The 15398-nt window shown below is 66.4% G+C and carries 13 protein-coding genes; 6 read left to right on the top strand and 7 right to left on the bottom strand.

The window, feature by feature from the left end; translation table 11 throughout:
* On the top strand, positions 1-794 hold a 794-nt coding region (locus Ssi02_RS11605), incomplete at its 5' end, for an XdhC family protein (protein ID WP_204024721.1).
* 146 nt (positions 795-940) lie between these two features.
* Here Ssi02_RS11605 and Ssi02_RS11610 read toward each other — a convergent pair.
* The 3 genes from Ssi02_RS11610 to Ssi02_RS11620 form a co-directional block, all read right to left on the bottom strand.
* A complete protein-coding gene (locus Ssi02_RS11610) occupies positions 941-1285 on the bottom strand; it encodes a hypothetical protein (protein ID WP_204024722.1) in 345 nt (114 codons plus the stop codon).
* 458 nt (positions 1286-1743) lie between these two features.
* Positions 1744-2604 (bottom strand): alpha/beta fold hydrolase, encoded by an 861-nt coding sequence (locus tag Ssi02_RS11615; RefSeq protein ID WP_204024723.1) that lies wholly within the window; start codon positions 2602-2604, stop codon positions 1744-1746.
* 79 nt (positions 2605-2683) lie between these two features.
* A complete protein-coding gene (locus Ssi02_RS11620; RefSeq protein WP_239128835.1) occupies positions 2684-3376 on the bottom strand; it encodes a TetR/AcrR family transcriptional regulator in 693 nt (230 codons plus the stop codon).
* 36 nt (positions 3377-3412) lie between these two features.
* Here Ssi02_RS11620 and Ssi02_RS11625 point away from each other — a divergent pair, with 36 nt between their 5' ends.
* Positions 3413-4186, top strand: coding sequence for a phosphotransferase enzyme family protein (locus Ssi02_RS11625; RefSeq protein ID WP_239128816.1), 774 nt, complete (start codon positions 3413-3415; stop codon positions 4184-4186).
* 106 nt (positions 4187-4292) lie between these two features.
* Here the strand turns inward: Ssi02_RS11625 and Ssi02_RS11630 are convergent, their stop codons facing one another.
* Entirely contained in the window at positions 4293-5579 is a 1287-nt protein-coding gene (locus Ssi02_RS11630; RefSeq protein ID WP_204024725.1) for a KAP family P-loop NTPase fold protein, read from the bottom strand.
* A gap of 650 nt (positions 5580-6229) precedes the next feature.
* Here Ssi02_RS11630 and Ssi02_RS11635 point away from each other — a divergent pair.
* The gene (locus Ssi02_RS11635) at positions 6230-7996 is read left to right on the top strand and encodes an RNA/DNA-binding domain-containing protein (protein WP_204024726.1); all 1767 of its coding nucleotides are present in this window, start codon (positions 6230-6232) and stop codon (positions 7994-7996) included.
* Between the two features lie 4 nt (positions 7997-8000).
* Here Ssi02_RS11635 and Ssi02_RS11640 read toward each other — a convergent pair whose 3' ends face one another.
* The gene (locus Ssi02_RS11640) at positions 8001-8183 is read right to left on the bottom strand and encodes a GNAT family N-acetyltransferase (RefSeq protein WP_204024727.1); all 183 of its coding nucleotides are present in this window, start codon (positions 8181-8183) and stop codon (positions 8001-8003) included.
* Positions 8184-8668: 485 nt separating this feature from the next.
* On the opposite strand from Ssi02_RS11640, the gene Ssi02_RS11645 reads away from it, so the two are divergent.
* Both Ssi02_RS11645 and Ssi02_RS11650 read left to right on the top strand, forming a co-directional pair.
* Complete coding sequence (locus tag Ssi02_RS11645; RefSeq protein ID WP_239128836.1) at positions 8669-9316, top strand: SRPBCC family protein; 648 nt, start codon at positions 8669-8671, stop codon at positions 9314-9316.
* 287 nt (positions 9317-9603) lie between these two features.
* Positions 9604-11505, top strand: a complete 1902-nt coding sequence (locus Ssi02_RS11650) for an ABC transporter ATP-binding protein (RefSeq protein WP_204024731.1) — start codon at positions 9604-9606, stop codon at positions 11503-11505.
* A 300-nt stretch (positions 11506-11805) separates the two neighbouring features.
* Here Ssi02_RS11650 and Ssi02_RS11655 read toward each other — a convergent pair whose 3' ends face one another.
* The gene (locus tag Ssi02_RS11655; protein WP_204024733.1) at positions 11806-12441 is read right to left on the bottom strand and encodes a hypothetical protein; all 636 of its coding nucleotides are present in this window, start codon (positions 12439-12441) and stop codon (positions 11806-11808) included.
* A 424-nt stretch (positions 12442-12865) separates the two neighbouring features.
* On the opposite strand from Ssi02_RS11655, the gene Ssi02_RS11660 reads away from it, so the two are divergent.
* Positions 12866-14782: an N-6 DNA methylase gene (locus Ssi02_RS11660; protein ID WP_204024735.1), complete on the top strand. Its 1917-nt coding sequence runs from the start codon at positions 12866-12868 to the stop codon at positions 14780-14782.
* A 145-nt stretch (positions 14783-14927) separates the two neighbouring features.
* Here the strand turns inward: Ssi02_RS11660 and Ssi02_RS11665 are convergent, their stop codons facing one another.
* Positions 14928-15386: a carboxymuconolactone decarboxylase family protein gene (locus Ssi02_RS11665; RefSeq protein WP_204024737.1), complete on the bottom strand. Its 459-nt coding sequence runs from the start codon at positions 15384-15386 to the stop codon at positions 14928-14930.
* Positions 15387-15398: the final 12 nt, after the last annotated feature.

Here is a 15398-nt window from a genome sequence, read left to right on the forward strand (position 1 = left end):
CGGCGGGGGCGGGCGGGCCCGCCTCCGGCCTTCCCTCTTTTGACCACCCCTCTTTTGACCACGAATCCGGTATCGACCTCGTGGGCGATCCGTCCCTCATCGGCCGCGCCGACCTCCACGCCACCGCCCGCCACCTGGACGTACGGCGGGAGCCGTACGTCATGGCCACCGTCGTCCGAGCCCAGCGCCCCACCAGCGCCAAAGCCGGCGACCGCGCCCTGGTGCGCGCCGACGGCACCATCGAGGGCTTCGTCGGCGGCCACTGCGCCACCCACACCGTGCGCACCCAAAGCCTGCGCCTCCTGGAAACCGGCTCAGCCGCCCTCCTCCGCATATCCCCTGAAACCACCGAACAAGTGGAAGAAGAGGGCTTCGTCAATGTCGGCCAGCCCTGCCTGTCCGGCGGCACCCTGGAAATCTTCCTGGAACCCGTCATCCCACCCGTCCTGGTCCGCGTCCACGGCCAAGGCCCCATAGCCCGAGCTTTGGCCGACGTCGGCGCCGCCCTCGGTTACCAGGTAGAAGGCGCGGGCGACCCCCTGGCCCCCGACACCTCCGCCGTCGTCGTCGCCTCCCACGGCGTCGACGAACTCCCGGCCCTGCGCGCCGCCCTCGACGCGGCGGTGCCGTACGTTGGCCTCATCGCCAGCCGCAAACGCGCCGCGAGCGTCCTCACCAACCTCCCCGGCGGCGACCGAGTCCACAGCCCCGCCGGCCTCAACCTCGGCGCCCGAACCCCTGGCGAAGTCGCCTTATCGGTCTACGCCCAGTTCGTCACACTGACACGAGGCTGACGAACGAAACCCGGTCTCCGGCGGACCTCAGCCCTCTGGAGACCGATCACGCTCGTTAGTGTTCGCGTTCACCCATCAGGCGCACTTCCACGTTAAGGCGTCGTGGAACATCCCCGCCGGTCACACCATATATAAGGGATTATTCCCTACCACGTCAGACCATATTCCCGCCATAGTCGCTGCAGTTTGCGTCGCTTTTCCTGGAGGTCCTGAGATACCTCCAATCCGGCATAGGCGAACGCTTCAGCGAGGAGTTTCCATGTAACTTTACCCGGGTCGCATTCCCATATCACCTTTGCCAATGCCAGCGCAGCCTGGGTGCCCACTTCGCCTCCCTGCCAGCGCAACGCTTCCACCGTGCTCTCGACGTGCAGATCCAGGTTGTCTTCACAGTGCGCCCAACTGTTCCACGCCTTCGCGCCCCTAATATCACCGATATACCGCAGCCCCTCCAGCACCAGGAAACATTCCTGATGATTGTCGAAGCCCAATAAATCGACCGCCTCCTGGCGGCTCTCGCGTGCTGGTCTTCCCAGATTTGGCGTAGGGCCCGCGGGAGTCGTAGTCCGCTCCATTGCCCGTGCAGGAGATCGGCGTTAAGCCAGCAGGTGTAGTGCTCGGTAGTCACCGCGGCTGTGATCACCGTCATATGGAAAAGGTAGCGCTGGGTGAGGTCACCGAGATCGAAGGCGGTACGGCCCGACCAAGCCAGGTCAGGAGGGAGCATGACAAGGCCATCCCTCGGCCCACGTAGTGAGGCCAGGGAGTCGGGCAGGGTGTGAGGCACCTCAGACCATCGGGATGGCATTGTGGTTCCGACCTGACAACCGGTCACCGTCGCATTCTCCCGCAGATGAAGGGCTCCGGGGCGCGGGGCGCTTCCGGAGCCTTGGATGGTCCTCGCTCAAGCCGGGTTCTTCATGTAAATGCGGTTGAGTTCAGTGGGTCGTCAGTTTGTGTGTTTGAGGATGGCTTCGGAGATGGTGGGGATGAAGGCGGACGGCATTACGTGGCCCATTCCCTCGAGGGGGAGGAAGACGGCGCCGGGAATCTTGTCGGCTATTTCCTTGCCGTGTTCGAAGGGGGCCATGGGGTCTTCCGTGCCGTGGATCACCAGGGTGGGGGTGGTGATCGAGGCGATCAGGCCGGAGCGGTCGCGGGAGGCGAAGGCGGCGGCGGTGTGGTTCTGCATGGCGTGGGCCGCCGAGGCGCCGGCGCGGGCGGCGTCGCGGGCGATGATCTGGCGTGTCGCCGCCTCGTCGAACTCGGTCGCCGAGCCGGTCAGGATGCGGGCGAGCTCGAGCTGATGAGCGATGCGTGCTTCCTCCGTGAGCGGGGGATCGGTCTGCCCCCTTTGCATCCAGGCGGCCACGCGCGGGTCCACCGTGGCGCCCCGGAAGGTGCCGGTGGTGGGATCGAGCGGATTGGCGCTGGACATGATCACAGTCAGGGTCTGCAGGCGCCCGGGGTGCTCCAGGGCGATCTCCTGCGCGATCATGCCGCCCATCGACGCCCCGACCACATGCGCCGTGGACACCCCAAGGCCGTCGAGCAGCCCCACCGCGTCCGCCGCCAGGTCGAGCGAGGTGTACGGCTGAGCCGCGAAGTCGACCTTGCCCGACAGGCCGGTGTCCCGGTTGTCGTAGCGGATCACGTAGCGCCCGCCGTCGCTGAGCGCTGTGCAGAGGGCGTCCGGCCAGGCGGTGCCCGTCGCGCCCAGGCCCATGATCAGGAGCACTGCCGGGTCTTTCGGGTCGCCGAACGTCTCGCACCACAGCTGTACGCCGTTGCTTTCCACCAAATGCTCCATCGAACGTGACACTCCTTTGCGCATAGCGAAACAGACCCCCGTGCATCACTCTTTGAGAGTCGTGAAAAGTTTACGATGGTTAACGTTTTGCCTCAACTGGGTGATCGGCGGCGGGCGGCCACATCAGTGCGAGCATCTGCGAGCGCAGGTTCCTCCGGATCAGTTCGGTGTCACGGCTCAGCCCCGCGGCGATCACCGAGGTCGCCATCCCCATCACGCATACGACCGCCATCTGAGCCGGCAGACCGGCCATCTCGGGCCGCGCGCCGGTGACCACGTTCACCCACGTGTCGCGCAGCGTCTGCATCTCGTCGTTGAAACGCCGCCGATCCTCGTCCGGGAGCCGCGGCAACTCTCCCTGGAGCACCAATGTCAACGCCTGGTTCTCCAGAGACGCCTCCACGAACCAGTCCACGACCGCGACCACCGTCTCCTCCGGTCCGCCGGTCTGCGCTTCAAGGACGGCGTTCATTCCATCCCGCATGCGATCGATCGACAGTTCGATCAGCGCGATGAGAATGGCCTGCTTGCTGCGGAAGTGCCGATACACCGCCGGCCCGGTGACCCCCGCCGCCGCACCGATGTCGTCGATTCCCGTGGCGGCATAACCGCGCTCGACGAAGAGGCGCGCCGCCTGGAGCAGGATGACGCGCTTGCGCACACCGTGCTTGCGTCCGTTGGCGATGAGCGTCTCCAATTGGGCCATGTCGGCGCGCTCGGATTCGGCCACTGAGTTCCCTCCGTTGTCAGGTCGGCAGAATGCATGATGCACGATGCGCAAACGATCCACTCGAAGGGAATGTGCGAGGTGCCCGACCGTGAAGTGCTGGTAGGCGGAGTAAACGAGGTCGTGCGCATCGGGGCCACCGTACGGCGTCCCACCGGAACATGGTCGCCGATGGTGCACGAGTTGCTGCGGCACCTGCGGCGGCGGGGTTTCACGGCGGCGCCGTCCCTGCACGGAGTGACCGAGGACGGATTCGAGATCCTCGACTTTTTGCCGGGGAAGGTGCCGGGCTATCCCCTGCCACCGGCCGCCACCACCCGGAAGGCGCTGGAGAGCGCGGCGGCGCTGTTGCGGGCCTACCACGACTGCACGGTGGACTTCGTGGCCGAAGCGCCGTCGGAAGGATGGATGCTTCTGGCGCTCAGCCCCGCCGAGGTCATATGCCACGGGGATTACGCGCCATACAACTGCGTGCTGGACGGCGACACCGTGGTGGGCGTCATCGACTTCGACACCGCGCACCCGGGAACCCGGCTGTGGGACATCGCCTATGCGGTTTACCGGTGGGCGCCGACGACCTCCCCGGCCAACCCCGACGGTTTCGGCACGCCGGAGGAACAGGCCGAACGGGCCCGTCTCTTCTGCGACCACTACGGACTGGACGAGGACGACAGAGCCGGCCTGGTCGACACCGTGATCGCCCGCCTGCACGCACTGGTGGCCTTCATGAAGGCCCAGGCGGCAGTCGGCCACCCCGCTTTCACCGGCCACTTGGCGGCCGGCCACCACCTCCACTATCTAGCGGATGCCGAGCACATGGACCGGCAACGCCGGCTCTTCGAGCGTTTCCTTTAGCCCGCCTCCGGTCAGGGGCAGGCCCGGACTTCTTCCACATTCCCTTCCGGCACATGCCTGTCCCACTCCTCCGGGGCAAGGATGTGGGGTGGGATCAGTGGCGTCATCAGCTGCCGAGCATCGTTAGATAGCGCGGGAGCTGCTCCTTCTCCTCGGCGAACGCCGTTCCGCCGAAGACCGCTCCGAGATACTCCTGGGACCGGTGGAATCGTTTGAGCGCCTCTTTCATGGGGGTGGCCGAGGTCGTGCCGTAGCGTTCCACGAAGCGGTGGTCGGCGGCCTCGGGGGAGAGGCGTCCGCCGTAGGCGTCCTCCAGAGCCGCTGCGAGTTCCGGGCGCACGATGACGGCCTCGTAGAGTTCGGGGCTCTGGATCCGCAGCACGAGCAGCCGGAGCACGACGTCCGGCCGCAGCCTGTGCAGCTCGGGGTCGGCCTGGGCGATGGTGCGCATGACCGAGTAGGCGTTCAGCACCCGTTTGATGCGGCGCGGGTTGGGGGCGACCATCTCCTCCAGGAGGTGGGCGTGTGCCTCCAGCTCCTGCGGCAGGGTCAGGTGGCCGAGAAAGGCGCCGGTGTCTATCGGCATGAGGGTCAGCGGAAGCTGAATCATCTTGTCGAGATATTCGTCGCCGATCTCGACGACCTTTGCGGCCTCGAAGCCGAAGTCGCGATACTTTACGGCGACGCCGCGGTCGACGACATTCTTCGCGATGGCCATGACCACGATGACGTTGCGCAGGTCCAAAAACAGCTTTACCGACTCCAGCAGGTCGATGATCTCGTGGGGTTCGCATCGATCCAGGTCGTCAATGAAGATCACCAGACGCGAGCCGTTTTCCGCCACCACATCCGCTTGAGCCTGCAGGGTTTTGCGTAGATTGCGAATCTCGCTCTCGACCATACCCCGCTGTTCGGCATATTGCTTGGAGACCTCCTTGATCTTTTCGATGCTGACATTGCCGCCAGAGGCCTTCCTGAGCAGCACGTCGGAGGTCAGGGTGGCGATGACATGTCCGAGCCTGCCGACCACCTCGCGAAACCGCTGTTTCCCGTCCTCCTTCAACGTGTCCTGCAGGGTGTGCAGGAGCGGCAGGAGCATCGTCGGCTCCTTGCGGTGCACCCACGGGTTGAAATGCACTCTGACGGTGCGGTCGGCATAATCGCCGGCCAGGCTCTCGTCGATCATTCGCAGCAGGCTGGACTTTCCGCTTCCCCAGGGCCCGAAGACGCCGATCGTGAACGGCGTCTCGGTGGTCTCGCCGGTGATTATCGACACCAGCGGTCTGACATATCGCTGGAAGCCGAGCCCGTCCGATTTCAGACCGACAGGCGCATCCGACAACACCAGGCAGGGGTTCTCCACAAGACTCCAATCCACGGGCGGGGAATTCACGCGCCGACGCGTTATGCATTGTGCATTCTCGATATGCAGGGGGAGGCCGATTGTCGCAGATCGTTACGGGGATCCGGATTTCGGGCCGACCTTAACCCCTCACTCCGGTCCGTACGTGAGCCGGGAAGACCGAACCACGATCAGTCCTCACAACCTGTTTGGATGCTGTTCCGTCCTGACTTGGCTGCGGGCATGTCGTCCTCATGCTCTTTGGAAGGGGTGGACCTCCAGAACTTCTCCCGCCCTCGCCTAGCTTGCATCGCTACATGCATGGGGGAGGTGTGGAGAGCTACTGCGCCGTCGGGTCGGCGGGCACCGGACACTTTCGAGATCACGATCAGATTGAGGCCGGTGCGGGCCGGCGTTGGTGCTGGGACGCACCACAGGTGCTGGGGGTCGATGAGTTCGCCTGGCGCAGGCCATGCCTACGTTACGGTGCTGGTCGATGTGGGGGGCGGTCATGTGGTCGATCGACCTGTTCCTTGACGCAGCGGGCCATGGCGCGCCAACTGGCGAGAGGAAGTATGTCCGACGTTGTCGCCCTCCTGTCAGGGCCGACACAGGGAAGATGGACTGAGCTTGGTGATGGCCTTTGAGGCTCCTTTGGGACTACTGTTGGCCCAACGGCATCCCCAAAGGAGCTCTCAAAGGTGACAGCGTCGCTGGAAGCACTCGAGAAGATCTTGTCTGGCACAACCGCTGCTAAGTGCGAGACCGAGAATCTTGACTTCAAGCAGGCGAAGCCTGTCCTGAAGGAGGCGTTCCAAGATCTTGCCGAGGCATGCGTGTGCTTCGCCAATGCCAGTGGTGGGACCGTGATTGTCGGAGTTATTGACAACAAAGCGGGCGAAGAAGCCTTTGTTGGCTGCGAAATAGAGGCGGGAATCCTCAGGGGCAAGATTCACCAACTTACAACTCCTTCACTGCTTGTTGAAGTAAAAACGCTAGAATTTTCTGGGAGGCGGCTTCTGGAGATTATCGTTCCAGAAGGGCTGGAGGTTTACTCCACGACAAAAGGTTACGCCTACCAGCGAATCAATGCAGACTGCTTGCCGATGCGCCCGCTAGACATAACTCGACTATCTGAGGAGCGTCGCGGTTTTGACTGGTCGGCTACTGCAAGCGGAAGACCCCTGGACGACGTTGATCCGCTTGCTCTGCGGTATTGTAGAAGACTTCTTTCCGGTTCGGCGGACCCGGTGCGACAGCGATATGCGCGATTTGGGGATGCTGATCTGCTTAACACGCTTCAAGCGATTGCGAATGATGGGAGTCTCTCGCGCTCTGGCGAGCTAATGTTCTGCCAGGATCCATCTACAATCGGGCCCAGTGCTGCCGTCTACCAGCACAGACGGACTCAATCGGGTGAGGCTGACGCAGTGCTGCGACTGAGTGCCCCACTCGTACTCGCCTTCGATGAGGTACTTCAAGCTATCCGGGCCCGGCAGGGAATCACACCTGTGACACTAGCTGATGGTCGCCAGCTGCAGATTGAGGATTATCCGTCTGCTGCTATACGCGAGGCGCTGGTAAACGCGTTTATCCATGGAGATTGGCGGCTGCGGGCTTCGGTACAGATTGAGCACTCTCCGCAATACCTACGTATTGAGTCTCCAGGGCCGCTTGTTTCCGGAGTAAATACGAGCAACATTCTGACCCGAGGATCTCGGGCGCGCTATCCAGCACTAGCTGCTGGATTTCGGCTCCTCGGCCTGGCCGAGGAGGTCGGTCAAGGTGTCGATCGAATGTATCGTGAGATGATCAAATCTGGGCGGGATGTGCCCGTGATCGAGGAAGACGCCGATCGCGTGTCTGTGCTCTTTCGTGGCGAGCCGCCTAATACTCGTATAGCAAAATTCGTAGCTTCCCTTCCAGAGGAGGAACAAGACGATACCGATGCGATGATTATCATCCGAATGCTATGCACGAAACGTACGGCTCGTTCCTCTGATGTTGCGCCGGCTATACAAAGGTCGCAAGACGAGGCTCAAGCCGCTCTGCGGCGGCTGGCGGTCGATCCCGTGAATGTACTGGAGCCAACGCGAGCCACTATGCAGCACCGGTACCCGATCTATCGTCTCAGGGCCGAAGTGGTGGCCCGTTTGGGAAGTGCCGTTGACTATCACAGTCGAGCTGTAGACGATATCGACAAGAAGATCATTGAGCACGTGCAGGACTATGGTGAAGTAAATAATCGAACCATCCAGCGCTTGTTTGATATAGATGTCTATCAGGCCCGAGATATCCTGAGGGACCTTGTTGGTAGAGAGCTTCTCATGCGGACGTCTGAACAGAAGCGTGGCACGGCTGTTCGATATGGCCCCGGGCCTAAGTTTCCTAAGTCGAAAGGTAATCGCCGAAAAAGGGCGTCGAGGACATCTTCTGGCAGAAATCCGGAAAAAGAGACATCCTTTTAGGATTTCACACCGACACGCCGTTCAGGGGCGCGATCAGCACGGTCCGGCCTTGCTGAAGGCGGATGGCCGCCCAAATGTCTCGTGCGGACTCCCCCGGCAATGGCGCATCGTCAGGGTTCAGTTCACCGTAGAGCGCCGGCAGCGTCGGCAGGTCCGTCTCAGCGGCCGGTCGGATGGTGATCGTCACCTGCCCGAGCTTATGAAGGATCCGAGCATCGCGGCCGATGGCGTCTTGAGAAAGCCGGTCCCGTCCGCCCGGGTCCCAAGCCGCGACAGTGTGCTAAAGGCCATCCGAGTCGTGCGGGTCGCCCGCTGCAGCGCGGTCAAGGCCCGCACCCAGGCGGTCGACCAGATCCTGGGCATACTTTTCTCCGCTCCCGGGAGGACCGCCTGTGCGAGGGGCGGCCAGAGGAGCGTGGGGTGAGTGGGACTACGTTCTGGGGCATGGGACGGGCGTCTTGCGCACCGGGTATGCCGGATGATTGGAGAGCCGATTATCGGCACTCCCGCCGGCATGCAAACGGCCTGCCCGGTGGTCATCTGGCAAGTGCCCAGCTCAAGGTACGGGGATCGGGGCTGAAAAGCTTGTGAGGGAGCGGGCATAAGTTGCCATTATCGGTTCGGGGGAGGTCGTCTAGGCTCGGCCGATCTGGAGGTGTTCGGGTGAAGGTCATGGGAAACGCGCTTATCGCTGTTGACAGGGAGAAGGTCTGGGCCGCGCTTCAGGATCCGGCTGTGCTGGTGCGAACCATCCCCGGCTGCCAGCGTCTGGAGGCGCAGGGAGCCGATTCCTACACCATGACGGTCAGTGCCGGTGTGGCCTCCGTCAAGGGTGTCTACCAGGGGGAGGTCTCCCTCTCCAGTCCCGAGCCTCCCGAGCGTTTCGTGCTGAAGGCGCGTGGGCAGGGGGCTCCGGGCACGGTCGACGCGACGGTGGAGGTGCGGCTCACCGAGGCCGACGGGGGCACCCGTGTCGACTACGACGCCGAGGCCGTGGTGGGTGGCATGATCGGCGGGGTGGGTCAGCGCATGTTGTCGTCGGTGGCGAAGAAGACGGCGGGGGAGTTCTTCTCCGCCGTCGAGTCCCACTTGCTCGAAGTCCCCGCCGCCGAGGTGGTGGCCGCGGCGGAGGCGGGTGACCGCCCGGCGCAAGCCCAGCCGGCCCCGGCCGGCCAGGTCTACGAGCGCCCGCTGGTGGCGGCGGAGCGCACCACCGTGCCGCCGTGGACTCTGCTGGCCGCCTTCGGCATGGGGGCGGGCGTCGCGCTCGGCAGCGCCGCGATCGGCTGGCTTCTGGGACACGGCTACCGCCGCAAGTAGGCACGGCTACCGCCGCAAGTAGGCACGGCCACCGCAGCGAGTAGGTGCGGCGTCGCGGCCCACCTGAGCTTCGCGTGTCCGGAAATGTCGGAGCAGCCTGATAGACCGTATGTAAGCGAAAAATCGCGACGTACGGCGTCATTGCCCCCGCGCTCCGGCCCTTGAAGTCAAGCTAAGTTGAGGTTTTACAGTCCATCTGTACCCGCCGGTGAGGGAACCGGCGCCGCCGTACCCCGGACGCGGCCCGGGAGCGGCCTGCCACGACTAAGAAAGACCGGTGGTGTGAGATGGACATGGAAGTGACCGCATGGCACCAGCTGTACACAGCCATGCACGCGAAGGACGAGAAACGCCCCTTCTCCCGGGCGGTCCTGCGCAGGATCGGGGCCTTCGTGCGCCCCCACCGGGCCCAGCTCTGGTGGTTCATGCTGCTCAGCGTGGTTCTCGCCGTACTCGCCGTCTTAACCCCTGTGCTGGCCGGCCAGGTGGTCGACGCGATCGTGAAGACCGAGCCGCTGTCGCTCGTGGTGCAGCTGGCCGTGCTCGTCGCGGTGCTCGCGATCGCCGAGGCGGGGCTGGGCCTGGTGTCGCGGTGGATGTCGTCGCGGATCGGTGAGGGGCTCATCCTCAACATGCGCACCGCGGTGTTCGACCACGTGCAGCGCATGCCGGTGGCGTTCTTCACCCGCACACGCACGGGCGCCCTGGTCAGCCGCCTGAACAACGACGTCATCGGCGCCCAGCGGGCCTTCACCCAGGTGTTGTCGGGTGTGGTCGGCAACCTCGTGACCCTGGTCCTGACCCTCGTCGTGATGATCGGCATCTCCTGGCAGATCACCCTGCTGGCCCTGCTGCTGCTCCCGGTCTTCGTGCTCCCGGCCCGCCGCATGGGCAACCGGCTGGCGCGGCTCCAGCGCGAGGCGGCGAACCACAACGCGGTGATGAGCACCCAGATGACCGAACGTTTCTCCGCGCCCGGCGCGACCCTGGTGAAGCTGTTCGGGCGGCCGGTGCGCGAGTCGGCGGAGTTCGCGGCGCGGGCGCGGCGGGTGCGCGACATCGGGGTGCGCACGGCGATGGTGCAGGCGGTGTTCGTCACCGCGCTGACCCTGGTGTCGGCGCTGGCGCTCGCCGTCGTCTACGGCGTGGGCGGCTTCTACTCGCTGAGCGGCCAGCTCGACGCCGGCGCCGTCGTGTCGCTGGCGCTGCTGCTGACGCGGCTCTACGCGCCGCTCACGGCCCTCGCAAGTGCCCGAGTCGAGGTGATGAGCGCCCTGGTGAGCTTTGAGCGGGTGTTCGAGGTGCTCGACCTGAAGCCGCTGATCGCCGAGCGTCCCGACCCGAAGACGGTGCCGGACGGGCCGGTGTCGCTGGAGTTCGACGGGGTCGACTTCGCCTACCCGTCGGCGGACAAGGTGTCCCTCGCCTCCTTGGAGGAGGTCGCGACGCTCGACACGCGCGGGGGAGAGCAGGTGTTGCACAAGGTGTCGTTCGAGGCCCGGCCGGGGCAGATGGTGGCGCTGGTCGGCTCCTCGGGGGCCGGCAAGTCGACCATCGCCCAGCTCGCGGCCCGGCTCTACGACGTCGACGGCGGTGCCGTACGCCTGGCCGGGATCGACCTGCGGGATCTGTCGATGGAGTCGATCCGCCACAGCCTCGGCGTCGTCACCCAGGACGGCCACCTGTTCCACGACACGATCCGGGAGAATCTCCTGCTGGCCCGGCCGGAGGCGGACGAGGACGAGCTGTGGGACGCGCTCTACCGCGCCAGGCTCGACACCCTGGTCAGGTCCCTTCCCGACAAGCTGGACACGGTGGTCGGTGAGCGCGGCTACCGCCTCTCAGGCGGTGAACGGCAACGCCTGACGATCGCCCGCCTGCTGCTGGCCCGCCCCCGCGTCGTGATCCTCGACGAGGCCACCGCTCACCTCGACTCCACCTCCGAGGCCGCGGTGCAGGAGGCCCTCGGCGAGGCCCTCGCCGGGCGCACCTCGCTGGTGATCGCCCACCGGCTGTCCACCGTGCGGGCCGCCGACCTCATCCTCGTCCTGGAGGCCGGCCACGTCGTGGAACGCGGCACCCACGCCGAGCTGCTCGCGGCCGGCGGGCGTTACGAGGAGCTCTACCGCACGCAGTTCGACCAGCCGGGCGAGCCCGGCTCCGAGCGCGACCTGATGACCGTACGGTGACCCGCGCGCGGCCGGTCCGGGAAAGCAAGGCCGGTCCGGGAAAGCAAGGCCGGTCCGGGAAAGCGTGGCCGGTCCGGGAAACCGGACCGGCGCACCCGCCCGCCCGCGGACACGGGGTAGGCGCCACCGCGGCCGGTCCGGCCCTCGAACCGGCCACGGCGGCGCGCTCTTCGCGGGCATGAAAGAGCCACGCCCACAAAGTCGGGTGACGATACCGCCTAACTCACTGTCACGCTGATCGCACGATTAGTCCAGCTTTTTGAGCCACATTCTGGTTCAGGATGCGAGGCGAAGCCGGGATCAGCGCCGGGTCAAGGTCCAGCGGCCGTCGGCCTTGACCGCGACCAGGCGGGTGCCCGCGGGCAGCACGGCCTTGCCCTTGTAGCGGCCGATCTCGTTGAACAGCAGGTCACCGTACGACGTGGTGCTCGTGTAGCCCTGGACGATGAAGTTGCCCTCCCCGCTGTGCGCGGCTCTCACGGTGCGCAGGCCGCGCGTGGGGCTGAGCTTCAGCACCTGGGCGCCTTCACCGGCGATGGTGCCGGCGCACCAGCAGCGGGCGGCCGACAGCGGCTTGAAGGTGGCCGTCCAGGCGCCGTCGGCCTTGATCTCCAGGGCTGCGAAGCCCCGGCTCCCGTAGGACGCGTTGTAGAGCGCGGTCCCCTTGTACGGGCCGATCTCGTTGGCCAGGAGGTCCACCTGCTTGCCGCGTGAATTGACCGCGGTGACGATGAAGTTGGACTCGCCGTCGTGGGTGAAGCTGATGATGCCCATCGCCTTTCCGGCGCGGACCCGGAGGACCTGGTCACCGGTGCCCCGGTAGGTCTTGCCCGCCGCCACCGTCACGGTCTCGGCGGCTTGGGCGGGCGCGGTGACGCCGCCGGTGGCGAGCACGGTGGCGGCGACGGTCAAGGTGGCGAGCAGGCGGCGGAACATAGATCTCCTACGGGGGGATGAAACTGCGGTTCCTCTTCACGAACGGGCGCGACGCGCAATCCGCACAGCGTTCTCTCGGCGCCTCGTGAATCGCCAACGAGTAAAGCAGAATGTGAATCGAGTGCACAACAACTCTCTGTCGTTGACTCGAAATGTTATGACTCGTAGCGAGCGGGGAAGTCAGGGGTCGTCGTCGCCTTAAGCAGGCGATGCCGCCGGGCGGTGCGGGGTGTAGAACTAGTGGCACTGGCCGACGGCGGACCTGACTCGACCCAGCCGGGGCATCTGCACGCAAATGGAGGCCGGAGTGCGCATCGGAGGCGGTGTGGCGGTGCCACGACACGGGCGGGGCATTCGTGCGCGATTATGGGCCGATGGCCATGTTTGGAGGAGTTAGCGAGCACACTGCCAGGGAGGCACGGGCGTGAAGCCGGGGGAGAGCGCGACGGTGGCCGCGGGCGACATCGCCAGGTTGGCGGGGGTCGGCCGCGCGGCGGTGAGCAACTGGCGGCGGAGGTTCGGCGACTTTCCCCAGCCGGTCGGCGGCACCACCGCGAGCCCGCTGTTCTCGCTCGACGAGGTCCACGCGTGGCTGCGCGGCCAGGGAAAGCTGCGTGAGCTGCCCGAGGACGAGCTGCTCTGGCAGCAGATCCGCAACTCGGTCGACGACCTGCAACTCCTCTCCCTCGTCAGCAGGCTCGCCGCCGCTATGGCGCACGGAAAACCACGGTCGCTGCTGCGTATGGACGACGAAGGCATCGCCGAGGCCCTGCCGGGCCTGATCGTGGACGAAGGCGACACGGCGCTGATCCGGGCCACCTCGGCCCTCGCCAAGGCCAAGGGCACAGCGGAGACGGTGGAGTTCCTCTACACCCGCTACACCGAGGCGCACTCGCGCCGCGTGCAGGTGCTGCCGCCCGAGGTCGCCAAGCTCATGGCGGCCTTCGTGGAACCCGGCGCCACCGAGGTGTTCGACCCCTCGTGCGGCTTCGGCGGGCTGCTCCTCGCGCTCGCGGCCCGCGAAGACACCGGCGTCACCGCCGTGAGCGGGCAGGAGCGCGGCGACGACGCGGGACGCCTGGCCGGCGCCCGGCTCGCCGTCCGCGGCATCACCGCCGACATCAGGTCCGGCGACGCCCTCCGCCACGACGCCTTCCCCGGCCTGCGGGCCGACGCCGCCGTGTGTGCTCCGCCGTTCAACGAACGCGGCTGGGGATACGAGGAGCTCGCCAACGACACCCGCTGGGAGTTCGGCCTGCCGCCGCGCGGTGAGTCCGAGCTCGCGTGGGTGCAGCACTGCCTCGCGCGGGTCCGGTCCGGGGGACAGGCGATCGTCCTCATGCCCCCTGCGGTCGCCGACCGGCGATCGGGCCGCCGTATCCGCTCCCACCTCCTGCGGGCAGGAGCGTTGCAGGCCGTTGTGTCGCTGCCCGCGGGGTCCGCGCCCCAGTCGGCGATGCCGCCCCACCTCTGGCTTCTGCGCCGCCCCCACACGGGCGACACCCTGCCGTCCCACGTGCTCATGGTCGACTCGTCCGAAGGCCTGTCACCCGGCACGACGCTGAGCGCCTGGTGGTCCTTCCGGCGCGGGGAGGAGGTCGACTCCGACGCCTGCCGTACGGTGCCCATCATCGACCTCCTCGACGACGAGGTCGACCTCACCCCCGCCCGCCACCTCCCCAAGGCGGCCTCCGTGCGGGCGGTCAACCTGCACCGCATCCGCGACGGGCTCCTCACTCTGGCCGGCGAGCTCGCCACGTCGATCCCCGGCGCCGTGCCCGACGGCACGCCGCTCGCCATGGTGACCGTCGCCGACCTCGCCAAGGCCGGTGTGCTCCAGGTCGAGCAGACGCCGATGCGCATGGAGACTAAGGCGGGAGACCTCCCGCTCCTCACGGCCGAGGACATCGCCGCCGGCTGTCCCGCCAGCGGCAGCGGAGCCGCGGGCGCCGCCGCCGTGCTCGGCCGCCCCGGGGATGTCGTCGTGCCGTCGGCCTCCCGCCAGGTCACCGCCCGCGTGCTCGACGACGAGGTGGCCCTCGGCCCCAACGTCTCCCTGATCCGGGTCGACCCCGAGGTCTTCGACCCGTACTTCGTGGCCGGCTTCCTGCGCGCCGCCACCCTGCGCGCCTCCGGCACCGCGACCGGCTCGCACCGCGTCGACGTCCGCCGCGCGCAGATCCCCCGCCTCCCCTTGTCCGAACAGGTCAGATACGGCACAGCATTCCGTCAACTGGAACACTTCGAAGACGTGCTGCGCCGGACTGGGGAGACGGGCGACCTTCTCCGCCGCCTGATCCTCGCGGGCCTCACGGACGGGGACCTCCGCCCCGATCCGTGAACCTCCGTCGGCCGTCCTCCGTTGATCGCTCCGGTCCAATCTCCAGGCATCCCGCGGAAGCAAGGCCGTGCGGTGCTGCAGGCCTATGGCCGAGCGTGTGGAGGTAGGGGGCGACACCTGCGGCGGAGACCGGGCCGCCCCGGGGCTAGCGGGTGCGGTGGGAGCCCGGGGTCATGCGGGTGGTCACGCCGATGCGGTTGAGGCCGTTGATGGTGGCGATCGCGATGACCAAGGCGGACAGGGTGGCCCTGTCGTAGTGCTTGGCGGCCTCCTGCCACACCTCGTCGGGGGTGGTCTCGCCCCGGTCGGCAAGGCGGGTGCCCTCCTCGGCCAGGGCGAGGGCGGCACGTTCGGCGTCGGTGAACCACGGCGCCTCGCGCCAGGCGCCCACGGAGAACAGGCGCTGGTGGGTCTCGCCGGCGTTGCGCATCTCGTGGGAGTGCAGGTCCACGCAATAGCCGCAGCCGTTGATCTGGCTGACGCGCAGTTTCACGAGTTCGTAGGTGCTGTCCGGCAGGCCGCTTTGCCGGACGAAACGGTCAAGGGAGACGAAGGCCGCGTAGGCGTCCTTGGCGTGGGCGGCGGCGTTCAGGCGTGTCTTCATGGGAACTCCAGG

This window comes from Sinosporangium siamense, from assembly GCF_016863435.1.
GTDB classification, from domain to species: domain Bacteria; phylum Actinomycetota; class Actinomycetes; order Streptosporangiales; family Streptosporangiaceae; genus Sinosporangium; species Sinosporangium siamense.